13 protein-coding genes and 1 tRNA gene are annotated in these 15,455 nt (G+C 47.3%); 9 read left to right on the top strand and 5 right to left on the bottom strand.

Features of this window, described 5'->3' with window-relative positions; translation table 11 throughout:
* Positions 1 to 14: 14 nt before the first annotated feature.
* On the bottom strand, positions 15 to 422 hold the full coding sequence (locus tag QL234_RS30670; protein WP_281561533.1) for a nuclear transport factor 2 family protein: 408 nt from the start codon (positions 420 to 422) through the stop codon (positions 15 to 17).
* 156 nt (positions 423 to 578) lie between these two features.
* Complete coding sequence (gene fumC / locus QL234_RS30665; protein ID WP_348650747.1) at positions 579 to 1,979, bottom strand: class II fumarate hydratase; 1,401 nt, start codon at positions 1,977 to 1,979, stop codon at positions 579 to 581.
* A 249-nt stretch (positions 1,980 to 2,228) separates the two neighbouring features.
* Here fumC and fadE point away from each other — a divergent pair, with 249 nt between their 5' ends.
* Both fadE and QL234_RS30655 read left to right on the top strand, forming a co-directional pair.
* Positions 2,229 to 4,691 carry an acyl-CoA dehydrogenase FadE gene (fadE, locus tag QL234_RS30660; RefSeq protein WP_281561531.1) on the top strand — a complete coding sequence of 821 codons (2,463 nt, stop codon included), beginning with the start codon at positions 2,229 to 2,231 and terminating at the stop codon, positions 4,689 to 4,691.
* A 216-nt stretch (positions 4,692 to 4,907) separates the two neighbouring features.
* Positions 4,908 to 5,798 carry an acyltransferase gene (locus QL234_RS30655; protein WP_281561530.1) on the top strand — a complete coding sequence of 297 codons (891 nt, stop codon included), beginning with the start codon at positions 4,908 to 4,910 and terminating at the stop codon, positions 5,796 to 5,798.
* A gap of 426 nt (positions 5,799 to 6,224) precedes the next feature.
* Here QL234_RS30655 and QL234_RS30650 read toward each other — a convergent pair whose 3' ends face one another.
* Entirely contained in the window at positions 6,225 to 8,045 is a 1,821-nt protein-coding gene (locus QL234_RS30650) for an acyl-CoA dehydrogenase C-terminal domain-containing protein (RefSeq protein ID WP_281561529.1), read from the bottom strand.
* A 513-nt stretch (positions 8,046 to 8,558) separates the two neighbouring features.
* Here QL234_RS30650 and QL234_RS30645 point away from each other — a divergent pair.
* From QL234_RS30645 to QL234_RS30635, 3 genes are read left to right on the top strand one after another with little or no spacing between them, the layout of a single operon-like run.
* The gene (locus tag QL234_RS30645; RefSeq protein ID WP_044835696.1) at positions 8,559 to 8,882 is read left to right on the top strand and encodes a 2Fe-2S iron-sulfur cluster-binding protein; all 324 of its coding nucleotides are present in this window, start codon (positions 8,559 to 8,561) and stop codon (positions 8,880 to 8,882) included.
* Positions 8,879 to 10,276 carry an NAD(P)/FAD-dependent oxidoreductase gene (locus tag QL234_RS30640; protein ID WP_281561528.1) on the top strand — a complete coding sequence of 466 codons (1,398 nt, stop codon included), beginning with the start codon at positions 8,879 to 8,881 and terminating at the stop codon, positions 10,274 to 10,276. Before QL234_RS30645 ends, QL234_RS30640 begins: the two co-directional genes overlap by 4 nt.
* Complete coding sequence (locus QL234_RS30635; RefSeq protein ID WP_281561527.1) at positions 10,276 to 11,532, top strand: FAD-dependent oxidoreductase; 1,257 nt, start codon at positions 10,276 to 10,278, stop codon at positions 11,530 to 11,532. Before QL234_RS30640 ends, QL234_RS30635 begins: the two co-directional genes overlap by 1 nt.
* A gap of 100 nt (positions 11,533 to 11,632) precedes the next feature.
* On the opposite strand, the gene QL234_RS30630 is transcribed toward QL234_RS30635, so the two are convergent.
* On the bottom strand, positions 11,633 to 12,403 hold the full coding sequence (locus QL234_RS30630) for a HEAT repeat domain-containing protein (RefSeq protein WP_281561526.1): 771 nt from the start codon (positions 12,401 to 12,403) through the stop codon (positions 11,633 to 11,635).
* 243 nt (positions 12,404 to 12,646) lie between these two features.
* On the opposite strand from QL234_RS30630, the gene QL234_RS30625 reads away from it, so the two are divergent.
* The 4 genes from QL234_RS30625 to QL234_RS30610 all read left to right on the top strand — a co-directional run bounded on the left by QL234_RS30625 (position 12,647) and on the right by QL234_RS30610 (position 15,138).
* Positions 12,647 to 13,348: a hypothetical protein gene (locus QL234_RS30625; RefSeq protein WP_281561525.1), complete on the top strand. Its 702-nt coding sequence runs from the start codon at positions 12,647 to 12,649 to the stop codon at positions 13,346 to 13,348.
* 44 nt (positions 13,349 to 13,392) lie between these two features.
* Complete coding sequence (locus QL234_RS30620) at positions 13,393 to 13,812, top strand: hypothetical protein (protein WP_281561524.1); 420 nt, start codon at positions 13,393 to 13,395, stop codon at positions 13,810 to 13,812.
* Positions 13,813 to 13,955: 143 nt separating this feature from the next.
* Entirely contained in the window at positions 13,956 to 14,504 is a 549-nt protein-coding gene (locus tag QL234_RS30615) for a tail fiber protein (protein ID WP_281561523.1), read from the top strand.
* Positions 14,505 to 14,634: 130 nt separating this feature from the next.
* Positions 14,635 to 15,138, top strand: a complete 504-nt coding sequence (locus QL234_RS30610) for a GNAT family N-acetyltransferase (RefSeq protein WP_281561522.1) — start codon at positions 14,635 to 14,637, stop codon at positions 15,136 to 15,138.
* Positions 15,139 to 15,235: 97 nt separating this feature from the next.
* Here the strand turns inward: QL234_RS30610 and QL234_RS30605 are convergent.
* Positions 15,236 to 15,312 (bottom strand) — tRNA-Asp (locus QL234_RS30605).
* Between the last annotated feature and the right edge of the window lie 143 nt (positions 15,313 to 15,455).

Genomic DNA, 15,455 nt, shown 5'->3' with positions numbered 1-15,455 from the left:
GCAGAAACTAATTGTTAATCTTTGGGCACAAATCCGGCTTTTTGCAGATCTGCCGTCATGATTTCCAGCATCGCCTGCAAACCGTTTAACGGCCTTAGCATCACTTCAAAATGCTCAATTTTCCCCTGCTCATTCCAGCGGATCATGTCTATACCCTTGATATTTTTTCCCGCCACCATAGCGGAAAACTCCAGTACCACACTGTTACCGGAAACAAACTGGCGGTGGTAGGTAAAGTCCTGAAAAATGCCCATCACGGTTTTTAAGATATAGGCAGTGATTTGCTTACCTTCTTTAGGTTTCCACACCGTGGGAGAATGAAACTCCACCTCATCCGCCAGGATATCGTTTAATAGCGCCATATCCTGGTGTTTAACCACGTCATGCCATTGCTGCAGGCAAGTTTCCATTTGTAGACTCATATGCTGTTTTCCCCTTATTTTTTTCCTTAAATGATAACGGCAAAACCTGCTTGGCAGCTTTGCCCCTTATTGTAATAGTTCGAATATAACAAAGGAAAATCATAAAGTCAGCAACTCATCGGATCAGTAAAGTCAAACTCACTTGTCAAACTGGCATTACGTTTTTTCGCCCCCATTGCCGGTCATGTTTTCAGGTACAACCCAGGCTTCAAATTGCTCTTTGGTTAACAGCTTAAGCGCCAGCGCCGCGTCCAGTAAACTCATCCCCTCCTGATGGGCTTTTTTGGCAATTTTAGCGGCATTGTCATAACCGATATGCGGGTTAAGCGCCGTCACCAGCATCAAAGAGCGATCCCTTAATTCATTGATCCTTTGCTCATTGGCGCTGATGCCTTTAATACATTTCTCGGTAAAGCTGGTACAGCCGTCTCCCAAAAGACGGATCGATTGCAACAGGTTATAAATCATCACAGGTTTAAAGACATTAAGCTGAAAATGCCCGTTAGCCCCGGCAACACTGATGCAGGTATGATTACCCATCACTTGGGCAGCAATCATGGTTAACGCCTCGCATTGGGTCGGATTTACCTTACCCGGCATAATAGATGAGCCAGGCTCATTTTCCGGCAGGCAAATTTCCCCAATACCGCAACGGGGGCCGGAGCCAAGTAAACGGATATCATTAGCAATTTTCATCAAACTTACCGCCAGGGTATTTAAAGCGCCGCTCGCTTCCACCAGGGCATCATGGGCCGCCAAAGCTTCAAATTTATTGTCGGCGCTGACAAAAGGAAACTGAGTGATTTTCGCCACTTGCCGGGCAAACTTGATATCAAAACCCGCCATGGCATTTAATCCTGTACCTACGGCCGTGCCGCCCTGGGCAAGCTGATACAAGGCCGGCAGCACAGCTTCAATTCTGCGTATGCCATGCTCCACTTGCGCATAGTATCCGGAAAATTCCTGTCCCAAGGTCAAAGGGGTCGCATCTTGCATATGGGTACGGCCGATTTTAACCAGGTGCTCAAAAGCAATAGATTTTTTCTTCAACGCATCTTTTAAACTATGCAGCGCCGGTATTAGACCTAAATTAATTTCTTCCACCGCGGCAATATGCATAGCTGTCGGAAAAGTATCATTGGATGACTGCCCCATATTACAATGATCATTGGGATGCACCGGCGTTTTCGAGCCCTTTTCGCCGCCAAGCATGACAATAGCGCGGTTGGCAATCACTTCGTTACAATTCATATTGCTTTGGGTGCCTGAGCCGGTTTGCCACACCGACAGGGGAAAGTGATGGTCAAGCTCCCCTGCCGCAACTTCAGCGGCGGCGGCGATGATCACTTCGCCAAGCGCCTTGGGCAGCAAACCAAAGTCCATATTCACCTGCGCGGCGGCTTGTTTCACCACCCCCAAGGCGCGAATGAGCGGTTTAGGCAAGGTTTCATCGCCAATGGCGAAGTTGATTAATGACCGGGCGGTTTGCGCGCCATAATATTTATCATCAGGAACGGGTAATTCACCAAAGGAATCACTTTCGAGTCGATATGAAATCATCTTGAACTCCCGGGCTTATGGCACTTGCGGGCGCAAGTGTTAGTAACAGCCGTTAACACTAATTCTAGTTAATAAACCGCTATAAGGAGTCATGACTTTCACCATTAAGGTGCAAATAATAAAAATGGCCTATAACTAAAAGATAAAGCCAAAGCTGAAGCAGTAAATAAAAAATATTTGAAATTAACAGCCCTTCGCTTTACTCTATAGCTATGTGGTCTGACCTCTAGATATTAAGGAAATTTTGTGGATATTTTAATTTGGATAACCAGTGCAATAGCGTTGAGCTGGTTTATGGCTTATTCCAGAGCCAGTTTGTCAAGCTATACCCTGGCGTTTGCCGTACTGATGCTGCTGGGTACTTTTTTCTCTGTGATCTCATTTGTTGGTTGGGTGGTGTTCGCTTTAGTTGCCCTGCCCCTTAATGTCACCAACTTCAGAAAGCAGTATATCACCAGCCCTTTACTGGCGTTATACAAAGGGATTATGCCGGAGATGTCCCGCACCGAGCAGGAAGCCATTAATGCCGGTACCACCTGGTTCGATGCCGATTTATTCCGCGGTGCGCCGGACTGGCAGAAACTGCATAATTTCCCACAGCCGCGTTTAAGCGCAGAAGAACAGGCATTTTTAGACGGACCGGTTGAAGAAGTGTGCGCCATGATAGACGACTGGCATACCACACATGAAAGAGCAGACCTTTCCCCTGAAATCTGGCAGTACTTAAAAGACAACAAGTTCTTTGCCATGATCATCAAGAAAAAATACGGCGGCCTGGAGTTTTGCGCTTATGCCCAGTCACGGGTATTGCAAAAACTTACCGGTGCCAGCAGCGTGTTATCCAGCACCGTAGGCGTACCTAATTCATTAGGTCCGGGTGAGTTATTACAGCACTACGGTACCAAAGAACAGCAAGATTATTACCTGCCGCGCCTGGTGAAAGGTGAAGAGATCCCCTGTTTTGCCCTAACCAGCCCGGAAGCCGGCTCAGATGCCGGAGCTATTCCAGATTTCGGTGTGGTCTGTAAAGGTGAGTTTGAAGGTAAAGAAGTGCTGGGTATGCGCCTTACCTGGGACAAACGTTATATTACCCTGGCGCCTGTGGCGACCGTATTGGGTCTGGCCTTTAAATTACAAGATCCCGACGGCTTACTTGGCGATGAAGAAGACCTCGGCATTACCTGTGCCCTGATCCCTACCGACCTTGATGGCGTGATCACCGGCCGCCGCCATTTCCCGCTTAACGTACCTTTCCAAAATGGTCCGACCCAAGGTAAAGATGTTTTTGTACCACTCGACTTTATTATCGGTGGTCCTAAAATGGCCGGCCAGGGCTGGCGTATGCTGGTGGAATGTTTATCGGTTGGCCGCGCAATTACCCTGCCTTCAACCAGTGCCGGCGGTATCAAATCACTAGCCATGGCGACCGGCGCCTATAGCCGTATCCGCCGCCAGTTCAAATTACCTATAGGTAAAATGGAAGGTATTGAAGAAGCACTGGGTCGTATCGGCGGTAATGCCTATCTGATGGATGCGGTAACCACCATGTCTACCGGCGCCATCGATCTGGGCGAGAAACCTTCGGTTATTTCCGCCATCGCCAAATACCACTTAACTGAAAAAATGCGTGCCTGTGTTACCGACTCCATGGATATCCACGGCGGTAAAGGCATTTGCATGGGGCCAAATAACTACCTTGCCCGCGGTTACCAGGGCGCACCTGTTGCCATCACGGTAGAAGGAGCCAATATCCTGACCCGTAACATGATCATCTACGGTCAGGGCGCCATCCGCTGTCATCCTTACGTACTGGCAGAATTGCAAGCCGCCGGCAACAAAGACAGCAAGCAGGCATTGGATGATTTTGACCACGCTCTGTTTGGCCATGTCGGTTTCGCCGTCAGCAATATTTTCCGCAGCCTGTGGTTCTCCTTATCCGGCTCGCGTTTACTGAAAACCCCTTATCAGGACGAAACCCGCCGTTACTATCAGTTAATGACGCGTTTCAGCTCAAACCTGGCAATGTTATCCGATGTTGCCATGTTGACCCTGGGCGGCGATCTCAAGCGCAGAGAACGTGTTTCAGCGCGCTTAGGTGATATGCTAAGTTATCTGTACCTGGCGTCTGCCACCTTAAAACGTTTTAACGATGAAGGACGCAGAGCCGAAGACCTGCCGTTGATGCAATGGGCGGTGGAAGATTGCTTGTACAATATTCAACAGGCCATGGATGCCTTACTGACTAACTTCCCGAATAAGATTGTCGGCAAAGCATTAAGAGTACTGGTATTGCCTCTGGGCTGCTGGTTAACCAAACCTTCAGATAAAAGAGATCACCAGGTTGCCCGCTTGTTACAAACGCCAGGTGATGCCAGAAGCCGTTTAGGCGAAGGTCAATACCTGACCCGCGAAGACAGCAACCTGATGGGACAGTTAGAGCAAACCCTGGATGATATCGTTGCCTGTGAGCCGATTTTTGAAAAAGTTTGCCGCGCAGTTGGCACTAAGCTGCCTTTCTACCGCTTAAACGAAGTGGCAGAGCAAGGTTTAGCCTGTGGCGCCATCAATGAAACGGAAGCCGAATTATTACGCCGCGCCGAAGCCGGCCGTAAAGCCGCTATCGATGTCGATGATTTCGATCCGGCTGATTTAGTCGCGGACAAATCTTTATTAACGGGTGAGGATAAAAACCAGCCCCACGCCGCATAAAAACCTTTTTAATGGTTAATGCTAAAACCCTGCTTTTGCAGGGTTTTTTATTGGCTGAATTTTTTTATCAGTGATCCTCACTGAAAATAAGATAAAAAGCTTAAGAATCAACAATTCAGCGTACATATGTAACTAATAAACCAGTACCCTTTTTGCTAAAATATCGGTAAAGTAGCGCCTTTTCATCAAGTATTCTAAGAGAGATTGCTACCAGCCATGCTCAGTGCTTTACCCGGATTTATTATCTTCCCCCTGGCTTTTGTCTTGTTTTGCCTTAACCTGAGTTTTTGCGGCTCTTTAGTTTTTCTCGGCGGCCTGATAAAGCTGTTGCTGCCCTTTTCCCGCGCCCGAAGAATGCTTTATCACCCCATGCATATGATCTACCGGTTATGGGCCTGGGGCAACTTTGCCATTATGACCTTATTCAATAACATCAACTGGCAGATCCGCGGCGGTGACAACCTCAACAAAAAATCCTGGTACCTGCTTATCGCCAACCATCAGAGCTGGCTCGATATCATGGTACTGGCAAACTTTGCCCGCAGCCGGATTCCCGAGCCAAAGTTTTTCCTGAAAGAAGATCTGCGCAAGGTGCCCTTTTTAGGCATGGCTTGCTGGGCACTGGATATGCCCTTTATGAAGCGCTACAGCAAGCGTTTTATTGAAGAAAACCCCCACCTTAAGGGTAAGGACATAGAAACAACGAAAAACTCCTGCAGGCATTTTAAGCAGCAGCCCACGACTATCATCAATTTTGTCGAAGGCACCCGCTGCAGCCCACAAAAGCAGAAAGAGCAAAACAGCCACTTTAAACACCTGCTGCCGCCTAAAGCCGGCGGTATCGCCTTTACCCTGGCCGCCCTGGGCTCGCAATTTGACAAAGTATTAAACATTACCCTGATTTATCCTGACAATTCCGGTCATGTTATGATGGATATGCTGACCGGAAAACTTAAGGAAGTCATTATAGATATTGAGCAACTGCCGGTATCAGAGCATATTATCGGCGACTATTTTGAAGATGCCGGTTTTAAGGCCCGCTTCCAGCAGTGGCTTAATGAGCGCTGGTTAGCTAAAGATAAGTTGATTGAAAAGTTATCCCGCTAAGCTCAGGAGGAGCATTGCACCTGTTCATCCATGAACCCGCAATATACCGTTCTTCCTGAACATAATTGCTCCTGTTCATCCGTGAACTCATGACATACATTACTTCCTGTAAATGCGTCATTCCTGTTCATCCGTGAACTCATGACATACATTACTTCCTGTGAATGCGTCATTCCTGTTCATCCTTGAACTCATGACATACATTACTTCCTGTGAATGCGTCATTCCTGTTCATCCGTGAACTCATGACATACATTACTTCCTGTAAATACATCATTCCTGTTCATCCGTGAACTCATGACATACATTACTTCCTGTAAATACGTCATTCCTGTTCATCCGTGAACTCATGACATACATTACTTCCTGTAAATAAAAAGCCCCGGTATCTGCTGATAACGGGGCTTTTTTCATGTGTTGGTTAACTTACAGGAAAGACAACAACTCGCCGTCCAGCTGCATCAGGGTTTTCGGATCCGCCATCATGGTTTTTGCCAGTGACTTGGTCCGGGGTAGCATACGCTCAAAATAAAACTCTGCCGTTTTAATTTTTGCCCGGTAAAAGTCCCTGTCTTCCACACCCGAGGCTAATTTTTCATAGGCGGACTGTGCCATTTGCGCCCAGAAATAAGCCATGACGATATAACCTGAATACATCAGGTAATCAACGGAGCAAGCGCCGATAAAGTCACGATCTTTCCTGGCTTTAAGGGCAATGCGCAATGAATACTGCTGCCAGCTGGCAACCGCTTTACTGAGCGGCCAGATAAATTTATTCATTTGCCGTTTGTGGCTATAACCGGAAATCATACTGTGATCTTTACAGAAACCGAGAATTTCCATGGCAAATTCTTTTAAGGCCACCCCGCGGGTCAGCAATATTTTACGGCCAAGTAAATCCAGAGCCTGAATACCTGTAGTTCCTTCATAAAGGGTAGAAATACGGGCATCACGCACTATCTGCTCCATACCCCACTCTTTAATATAACCATGACCGCCAAAGATTTGCATACCATGGCTGGCACTTTCACAGCCAAGCTCTGTCAGGAACGCCTTCAGGATAGGGGTGATAAAACCTAAGCGGTCATCGGCGGCCTTACGCTCGTCTTCCGTTTTCGCACTCTCGATATCATCCACTAATTTGGCGGTATAATAAATCATTGCCCGGCCCCCTTCACTGATGGCCTTTTGTGTCATCAGCATCTTACGAACATCCGGGTGAACAATAATAGGGTCGGCGACTTTTTCCGGCGCTTTCTTACCGGATAACGAGCGCATGGACAATCTTTCTTTGGCGTATAATAAGGAATTCTGATAGGCCAATTCGGCGGTACAAACCCCTTGTAAAGCCGTGCCCACCCGGGCGGTATTCATAAAGGTGAACATGCATTCCAGGCCTTTATTTTCCGGCCCGATCAATACCCCTTTGGCATTGTCAAAGTTTAATACCGCCGTGGCCGAAGCTTTAATACCCATTTTATCTTCAATAGAGCCGCAGGTAACATTATTGCCTTCACCCAAGTTACCCTGTTGATCCGATTGAATTTTAGGCACAATAAACAGGGAAATTCCCCGGGTACCTTCCGGTGCATCCGGCAAGCGGGCTAATACGATATGGACAATGTTTTCCGTTAAGTCATGCTCGCCGGCAGAAATAAAAATTTTCGTACCGGTAATATCATAAGTACCGTCATCATTTGGTACCGCCTTGGTTTTCACCTGACCTAAATCGGTGCCGCACTGGGGCTCGGTCAGGCACATAGTGCCGGTCCAGGTACCTTCCGTCAACCGGGTCAGGTAAAGCTCTTTCTGTTCGTCACTGCCGTGCTCTTGTATAGTGTTCATGGCGCCATGACTTAAGCCGGGATACATACCCCAGGACCAGTTTGCCGTGCCCATCATTTCAGACTTCACCATGCCCATCGATGGCGGCAGACCTTGACCTCCCTGCTCTATCGGATGCGAAAGACTCTGCCAGCCACCGGCAACATATTGCTGATAGGCTTCTTTGAAGCCTTTTGGCGTAGTCACCACACCGTTATCAAACTTGCAGCCTTCTTTATCGCCACTCTGGTTTAGGGGTAATAATTCATTTTCACTGAATTTGGCACACTCGGCAAAAATGGCATCCACCAGGTCCGGGGTCGCTTCGGCATATTCAGGATGCTTCTGATAATGCCCGTAATAGTCAAACACATCTTCGAATAAAAATTTAATGTCCCTTATCGGCGCTTTATAACTGAGCATTTGTGAACTCCTGACGGCACTAATCTAATAAATTAAAAGCTATTATGTGACGAGAATGTAGCACAAGTCAACTGGTCATACCACCAACCAGGAAATTTATAATTCCTCTACTAGGTCTACTGGGTTATTGACGCTTGACTAAAATTCGCACAGAAACGCTGTAAATACCTGATACGAAACAAAACATAAAAATCAACACCTTACATTAACAACAGTTATGACACAAAAATTTAACAAAAGGTTTGTTTTGATAAGTTTGATTTTTTACAAAAAATAACAAAATTCACAAAGTGAATATAAGTAACTGAATAGTAATACTTTATACAAGGATTAACTGATAACAAAAATAAAGCAAAAACTCTAACAATCACAATTAACTTAACCTAAATCAAAGAAATACTAAACTTTAGTTGTTGGATTTAACTTCTTAAGCTAGTATTTTTAGGTTGTTCGCTATATTTCTAACCCGGTTAGGAACAAGCGCAGTAGTAGGCTAATGATAAGGAAAAGCCAATGGAAAATAAGGAAAAACTACCGAGAAGTCAGGATGTAGTCCCACCTAATGGCCAATTTATCCCAATATGGGTAGATGGTACACAAGTCGATGGAATCCCTGGAGAAAGTATTCTTAGCGTGCTGTTTGCTGTTGGGAAGAAATCTATCACTAAAAATGATCACGGTAAGGTCACGGGAGCCTATTGCGGCATGGGCGTATGCCATTGCTGTACGGTCAAAGTTAACAATCAACATAAGGTAAAAGCTTGCCAAACCCTTATTGAGCCGAGTATGCATATCGATACTCAGAGTAACAGGCTGGATGAAGGAGGAATGGCATGACAGAGTCAAAGCATGGTGTTGTCATTGTCGGCGGCGGAACTGCTGGCATTTCCGCCGCGGCAGAATTAGCCCAGCTTGGCATAAAATCTGTTGTTATTGATGAAGCTCCCAGAATCGGCGGTCCGGTATTTAGGGGGCCGTTTCGCGAAGCGATCAGCTTGCCCCATCTGGATGAGAATCTGTGCCAAAAGATTGCCGATATCCGGGAGCTTTATCAAAAAAATCAGCAATATATTGAATTACGCCTCAATACCCGGGTGCTGGGTCCTTCAGGCGAAAGCGCCCTGTTAGCCCGCCACCAGGATGAAGTTTTTGAAATTCCCTACGATCAGCTTATCGTGGCAACCGGTTGCCACGAAAGGAGTGTGCCTTTTGACGGTTGGCAAATTCCCGGTGTCATGCTGCTCGGCGGTGTGCAATTACAGTTGAAATCCGGCTTGGTAAAACCGGGACAACGAATGGCCGTTGTCGGCACCGGTCCCTTGCTGCCGCTGGTGGCAACCCAGCTACATAAAGCCGGCGTTGTCGTGACCGGTGTTTTTGAAGCAGGAAAACTTGGCGATTTCGCCAAAGAAAGCCGTGCTTTTCTCAACCGCCCCATGCTGGCACTGGAAGGGGTGGGATTGCTCACTTACCTTAAAACCAACGGCATCCCCATGCATTATGGCATGGGCATAGTGTCCGCCAGCGGCGAAGACTGCCTGACCGGCATCACAGTAGCCCAATACGACCGGGACTGGTATCCGGTTAAGGGTACGGAAAAAACCTTGGATGTAGACTGCCTGGCGGTAGGTTATGGCTTTGTCTCCAGAAACCAGCTCACCCAATTATTAAATGTGGCGCACGATAACTGTCAGATCAGTGGTTTAAAACCCCGGGTTGACGACTGGCAACACTCAAGCCGGCCGGATGTATACATCGCCGGTGACAGTGTTGGTATTTTAGGCGGTGAAGCCGCCATGATGGAAGGCCGCCTGGCGGCAATATCCGTCGCTAAACAACAAGATATCATCAGCCTGGAGCAGGCAAGAGCTAAGGCCAAGCCTTATAAAAATCTGCTCGATAAAGTCAAAGCCTTCCGGGCCGGTTTTGACCGTATCGGCAGACGCCGGGAAGGTCTGCTATCGCTGTTAACAGCAGATACCATAGTGTGCCGTTGTGAGAACGTCACCCGGGCGCAGATAGATGAAGTTATCGAGCAAGGTGTCAAGGATATCACGTCCTTAAAAATGCGCACCCGGGCCGGTATGGGAGATTGCCAGGGTAAAACCTGCAACAGCTATTGCCAGGACAGGTTACGCTTTGAACTTAAGCAACTGGATGTCGGGGAAATCAAACCCAGATTCCCGCTTGATCCTGTGCCCTTTTCTTCATTATATAAGGAGATATTATAATGAAAAAACAATACGATATCGTTATCGCCGGGGGTGGCGTGATCGGTGCAGCCTGCGCTTACTTTCTAAGCAAGGAAAAAGATCTGAATATCGCCCTGGTGGACCTGAAAAAGCCGGGCAATGCTTCACGGGCCTCAGCCGGTGGCCTGTGGGCTATTGGCGAGTCGGTAGGTTTAGGCTGCGGGGTGATCTTTTTTAAACAAATGACCCAGCAAAGAGCCGAAGCAGAAGGCGTTGACCTGCCGCCGATGCGGCCGCATATTCTGCCAGATTGCTTTTTTGAGTTTGCGTTAAAAAGCAACGACATGTACCCGGCCTTATGGCAGGAATTAAAAGACAAACACGGGGTAGATTTTAAGTTCGAAAAAACCGGTTTGAAATACATCATGTATGACAAGTTCGATAAACTCTATGCCGACTCGATCGTAGAGCAAATCCCGGGGCTGGCCGAACAAATCAACTGGCTCAGCGCCAAAGAACTGGCCATTGACGAGCCGCATATCAATGCCGATGCCATAGGGGCACTGGAGTTTGCCTGTGATCACCAGGTCAACCCCTACCGCTTAAACGAAGCCTACCTTGAAGCCGCCCGGCAAAACGGCGTAGAGCTGTTTTTGCAAACCCCGGTTACCGGTGTGGAAAAACAAGGCAATAAAGTCACCGGCGTGATTACCGAGGCAGGAACCCTTTCCTGTAAAACCATGATCAATGCCGCCGGCGCCTGGGCCGCCGAATTAAGCGAAATGGCTACCGGCATCCGTATTCCGGTGGCACCGGTAAAAGGACAGATCATCTTATCCGAGCGTTTACCAAAAATTCTCAAGGGCTGTGTCTCTACCACGGATTGTTATATCGCGCAAAAAGATAACGGTGAAGTGCTGATCGGCAGCACCACGGAAGAAAAAGGTTTTGATACCACAAATACCTTACCGGAAATCAAAGAATTGGCCAATGGCGCCATGCGCTGTATCCCGGAGCTTAAGCAGATGAATATCAAGCGCTGCTGGGCGGGACTAAGACCGGGTACTCCGGACGAACTGCCGGTACTGGGAAAAATGGACGGTATCGAAGGTTATATCAACGCCTGCGGTCATTTCCGCACCGGGATATTAACCTCTGCCATCACAGGCAAGCTGATAAATGATCTTTACCGGGGCCAGCCCTTGGACATAGATATCACACCATTTGAATACGCCCGTTTCCTCAAACAGAAAAACGAGCAGCAAGTACCTGAGGTGGCGCCGGAGCTGGCTTAAACAGGGTTATATCCCTGATGTTCATCAGTGTAAGCTCATGCTAAATAAAGGAAAGTCGCGACTTTCCTTTATTTTATCAAGCAAGAAAATACAACAGTACTCACTCCAATGCCATTGCCGCTGCCTGGCTCACTTCTCCTTGTTGCTCCTGCTCAATTATCCAATGCAGAAACCTGCGCGCATTCACGTCATATGATAAAGCCGCTAAAGCTTCAACCGCCTTGAGCCGGACTGAACTATTGCTATCAGAAATAACCACCTGTCCCAGTAGTTGAATGGCATCATCCCCGGCAATGTTTTGCAAACCTTCAATAGCCCTGAGGCGAATATCCTTATTTTCATCCCCTAAACCGGTAGCCAGGGCATGAGCGCTGCTTAGTTGGATCAGCGACTCCAGCGCGTTACTGCGGCTTTCTATTTCCGGATGGCTGGCTAAAATATTTTGATAATATTGAGTTTCTGTTAAAACCCTTTTATCCGAACTCTCGAAAAGTTTCCCAAGACTAAATAAATGCCTGGTACTTTTAACTTCGGCTTGAGGCAGATTTGCTGTTTCAGCGATATCAACTACCGGGTAGACATTATGCTGTAAGGCTAAGGTGTCCTGCTTTATCCCCGGCTTATTGAAGGTTTCATCGCTATCAACCTTCGCAGTATCATGGCTGCTGGTATTTTCAATGGCACTGACATCAATTGTCTCCGATAACGCTATCTGAGCAGTGTTTAACGGCAAAGTATGACGACATAAATCTCCTAATACCCGGCAAGCAAAGTGTTCAGGTTTTATGATCAGGTGTCCGTACCAGCCGCCAATAAAAGCCAAAACAATTGATAAAACAAATACTGCACTGGTGAGCTTAGGCATACGCATTTCACAGCTTCAGGTTCATACCTTTAAGCTTTATTCTTTTTCTGCTCATTAGCAAAACAAATTACTGCGCCACTAAGTTCATATACGGCGAAAAATATGGCTATCTCACAGTCCAGAAATGTCAGCTTCTTTTACAACATTACCCGCTAAAGCCAACTAAAAAGACTAGCTCATTGATATTTAAGGAGAGGTATATTTTATGCATTTTTCCGGGTTCAGTGCAAAATACTTAAGAGGAAGAATATGAAAATACTCCGCCACTATCTTTGTCTGATTTGTATGTTAATACTCCCTAATATCGCCAATGCCGGCTTTATCAGTGTAACGCTAGGTAATGACAGTCCGGGCTTTGCCGATGGCAGCACCCCGACAGTGTTTCCTGAAATAACCGGCGCCCAGAGCGGGCAAGATGCTCCTTTTGACCAGGGCTATGGTGCCGATGGCCTGTTCGGCGGCAGTTTTGATCAGAACTGGACTTTTGCCTATGCGGCAATCGCAACTACTATCACCAATGCCACCCTCACTATCGGTATCGCCGATCATGACTCCAGTGCCAGCGGCAGTCAGGTGGGAGATTTTTCTCTCGACGGGACCGGCAATGCCTTGCTCAGCGCAGATTTAGACACCCTGTTTGAAGCCGCAGGTGGGGCAACAGACGGGCAATATAAAGTCTATACCTTATCGCTTGATAACAGCTTATTTGGCGAATTAGCTGACGGTAGCGCCACCGCAGCCCTGAGGTTATCCGGCCCGGGCCTGGTACCGGATATCTTTAGCGGCGGCTTTGCCGAAACAGCCAATAACGGCGCCTTCCTGATATATTCCACCTTAACTATCACCTTTGATGATCCGCCCACAGGAGATGTACCCGAGCCGGGGGCTTTTGCCTTATTGGCCTTGAGCCTGCTACTGCTTTACGGAAAAAAATCGGCCAGAAAACCATAGAAAACAGCTAAAACTTTCTTTTTACGTAAAAGGAGATAAACGGCATGTTAAACAGAAGACATTTCATCCTGGCCGGCACATCAGGCCTGATGTGTTCCATGTTCCCCCCCGGCGCGATGGCATCATCCCTGCTGCTATCCGCCCCACCCCGTCAAACGCCTACTGGCAAACAAATACCGGAAAATATTAAAAACCAGTTTGCCAGGCAAATAAATGACAGATATCTGGCCTGGAACCAAAACGGCACTATGTGCATCAAGTTAACCGAGGTTAAAGCAGGACCGGTTTCTCCCGGACTGTTACAGTTTGACTTAACTTTTAACTGTAATGATACCGATAAAGCGGGCGGCCTTTACCAAATTGCCCACTTAAAAAGTGACCAACAACATCAGGTTTATCTTGAAAAAATAGAGGAGAGTAACCACTACCGGGCAGTATTTTGTTTATTTGAAGGGCAAACCTAAACAAAGACAAAGATTAACGAACAGTATTTTTCCCGTTCCTGCTAACGGAACAATACATCATTTACCTCAGGCCCGAGCAGGTAAGCTTGCCGTGATCACTATTTTCATCACAGGGCCGGAGAAAGAATCAATAGGAGTTTATTATGTCTGAACCATTTATTGGCCAAATACAAGCTTTCGGTTTTAATTTTGCTCCCCGCGGATGGGCTAAATGCGATGGCCAACTACTGTCTATTTCCTCAAACAGTGCCTTATTTTCTTTACTCGGTACTATGTATGGCGGGGATGGCAGAACAACTTTTGGCCTGCCCGACTTACGCGGGCGGGTGATCATTCATCATGGTACCGGTCCCGGTTTAACTTCCAGAACCCAGGGGGCGAGAGCGGGTAATGAAACCACCATCTTAACCGAAGCGAATTTACCGGCCCACAATCATAATGTCAGGGCAACCGCACGTTGTGTTACGACAGCGGGCGACACCAATGTCGCCGTTGATAATGTCTGGTCCAAAGATGCCGGCGTATCGGCTGCCACTTACTCCACCAGCGCCCCCGATGCCGATATGGAAAATGACGCCATCTTGGTACAGCAGGATAATATAGGTACCGGTACCGGCCATACCAATATGCAGCCCTACCTGGTGCTCAATTATTGTATCGCACTGGTAGGCCTGTTTCCTTCACGTAATTAATAACATCACGGGGATCTAAGCCGGACGACTATCACGGTAAAGATCCCTTTTGCTTACAGTAACAAACATAATATTCAGCGCTTTGATTCCCCATCCCCCGGCAACGGGTTTCTCTCAAAAGAGGTTTAAGATGAGTACACCAAGAGCAGAGGTATCTTTAAGGCCATGGACAAAAAATGATGAGGCTTTTACTAAAAGCTTATTTATAGCCAACAGCCAAGCCATGTTTGCCCATTTGGCACCTGAGCAGCAAGAGATGTTGACCAGCATTCAACTCCAGGCACAGCAAAGAGATTATCAACAGCGCTGGCCTCAGGCGCAGTATTTAATCATACAATTGAAGAAGACTGCTGCCAGACAGCTCATCATTAACCCCTACCCCGAATATGATTTACTGATCGATATTGCGGTCTTGCCAAGCTATCAAAATAGCGGCATCGCCACCCGGGTATTAGAAATCTTACTCAAGCAGGCACAATCCCGGGAAGTGCCGGTCAGATTAAGCGTGATAAAAGACAACCCAGCATTGCAATTATACAAACGTATCGGTTTTACGGTGACCGGAGCCAGTGACACTCATTATCGAATGGAAATGCAAACAACCCATGCAGATCATGGAAAAATCAGTGAATAACTAAATTCTGAGGAATTAAATAAGATGATTACAAGTTAAAGGGGAAGATTGATTGTGATGAATAATTTTCTAAGATTTTCAGATATGTCAGTAAATGTGGCGGAGTGGACGGGACTCGAACCCGCGACCCCCGGCGTGACAGGCCGGTATTCTAACCAACTGAACTACCACTCCGCGATATGTACTGCTTTATTGAGATTTGCTTAATAAGCACTGGCTCTCAGGACCAGGTAAAGATAGGTGGCGGAGTGGACGGGACTCGAACCCGCGACCCCCGGCGTGACAGGCCGGTATTCTAACCAACTGAACTACCACTC

The sequence above is a fragment of the Thalassomonas sp. RHCl1 genome (genome assembly GCF_947387555.1).
Lineage (GTDB): Bacteria > Pseudomonadota > Gammaproteobacteria > Enterobacterales > Alteromonadaceae > Thalassomonas.
This window is presented reverse-complemented; position numbering and strand designations above follow the sequence as displayed.

Excerpts from the sequence above, each read along its gene's own strand:
- QL234_RS30670 (WP_281561533.1), bottom strand. The coding sequence starts at position 422 with ATGAGTCTACAAATGGAAACTTGCCTGCAGCAATGGCATGACGTGGTT.
- QL234_RS30655 (WP_281561530.1), top strand. The coding sequence starts at position 4,908 with ATGCTCAGTGCTTTACCCGGATTTATTATCTTCCCCCTGGCTTTTGTC.
- QL234_RS30650 (WP_281561529.1), bottom strand. The coding sequence starts at position 8,045 with ATGCTCAGTTATAAAGCGCCGATAAGGGACATTAAATTTTTATTCGAA.
- QL234_RS30645 (WP_044835696.1), top strand. The coding sequence starts at position 8,559 with ATGGAAAATAAGGAAAAACTACCGAGAAGTCAGGATGTAGTCCCACCT.
- QL234_RS30640 (WP_281561528.1), top strand. The coding sequence starts at position 8,879 with ATGACAGAGTCAAAGCATGGTGTTGTCATTGTCGGCGGCGGAACTGCT.
- QL234_RS30635 (WP_281561527.1), top strand. The coding sequence starts at position 10,276 with ATGAAAAAACAATACGATATCGTTATCGCCGGGGGTGGCGTGATCGGT.
- QL234_RS30630 (WP_281561526.1), bottom strand. The coding sequence starts at position 12,403 with ATGCGTATGCCTAAGCTCACCAGTGCAGTATTTGTTTTATCAATTGTT.
- QL234_RS30625 (WP_281561525.1), top strand. The coding sequence starts at position 12,647 with ATGAAAATACTCCGCCACTATCTTTGTCTGATTTGTATGTTAATACTC.
- QL234_RS30620 (WP_281561524.1), top strand. The coding sequence starts at position 13,393 with ATGTTAAACAGAAGACATTTCATCCTGGCCGGCACATCAGGCCTGATG.
- QL234_RS30615 (WP_281561523.1), top strand. The coding sequence starts at position 13,956 with ATGTCTGAACCATTTATTGGCCAAATACAAGCTTTCGGTTTTAATTTT.
- QL234_RS30610 (WP_281561522.1), top strand. The coding sequence starts at position 14,635 with ATGAGTACACCAAGAGCAGAGGTATCTTTAAGGCCATGGACAAAAAAT.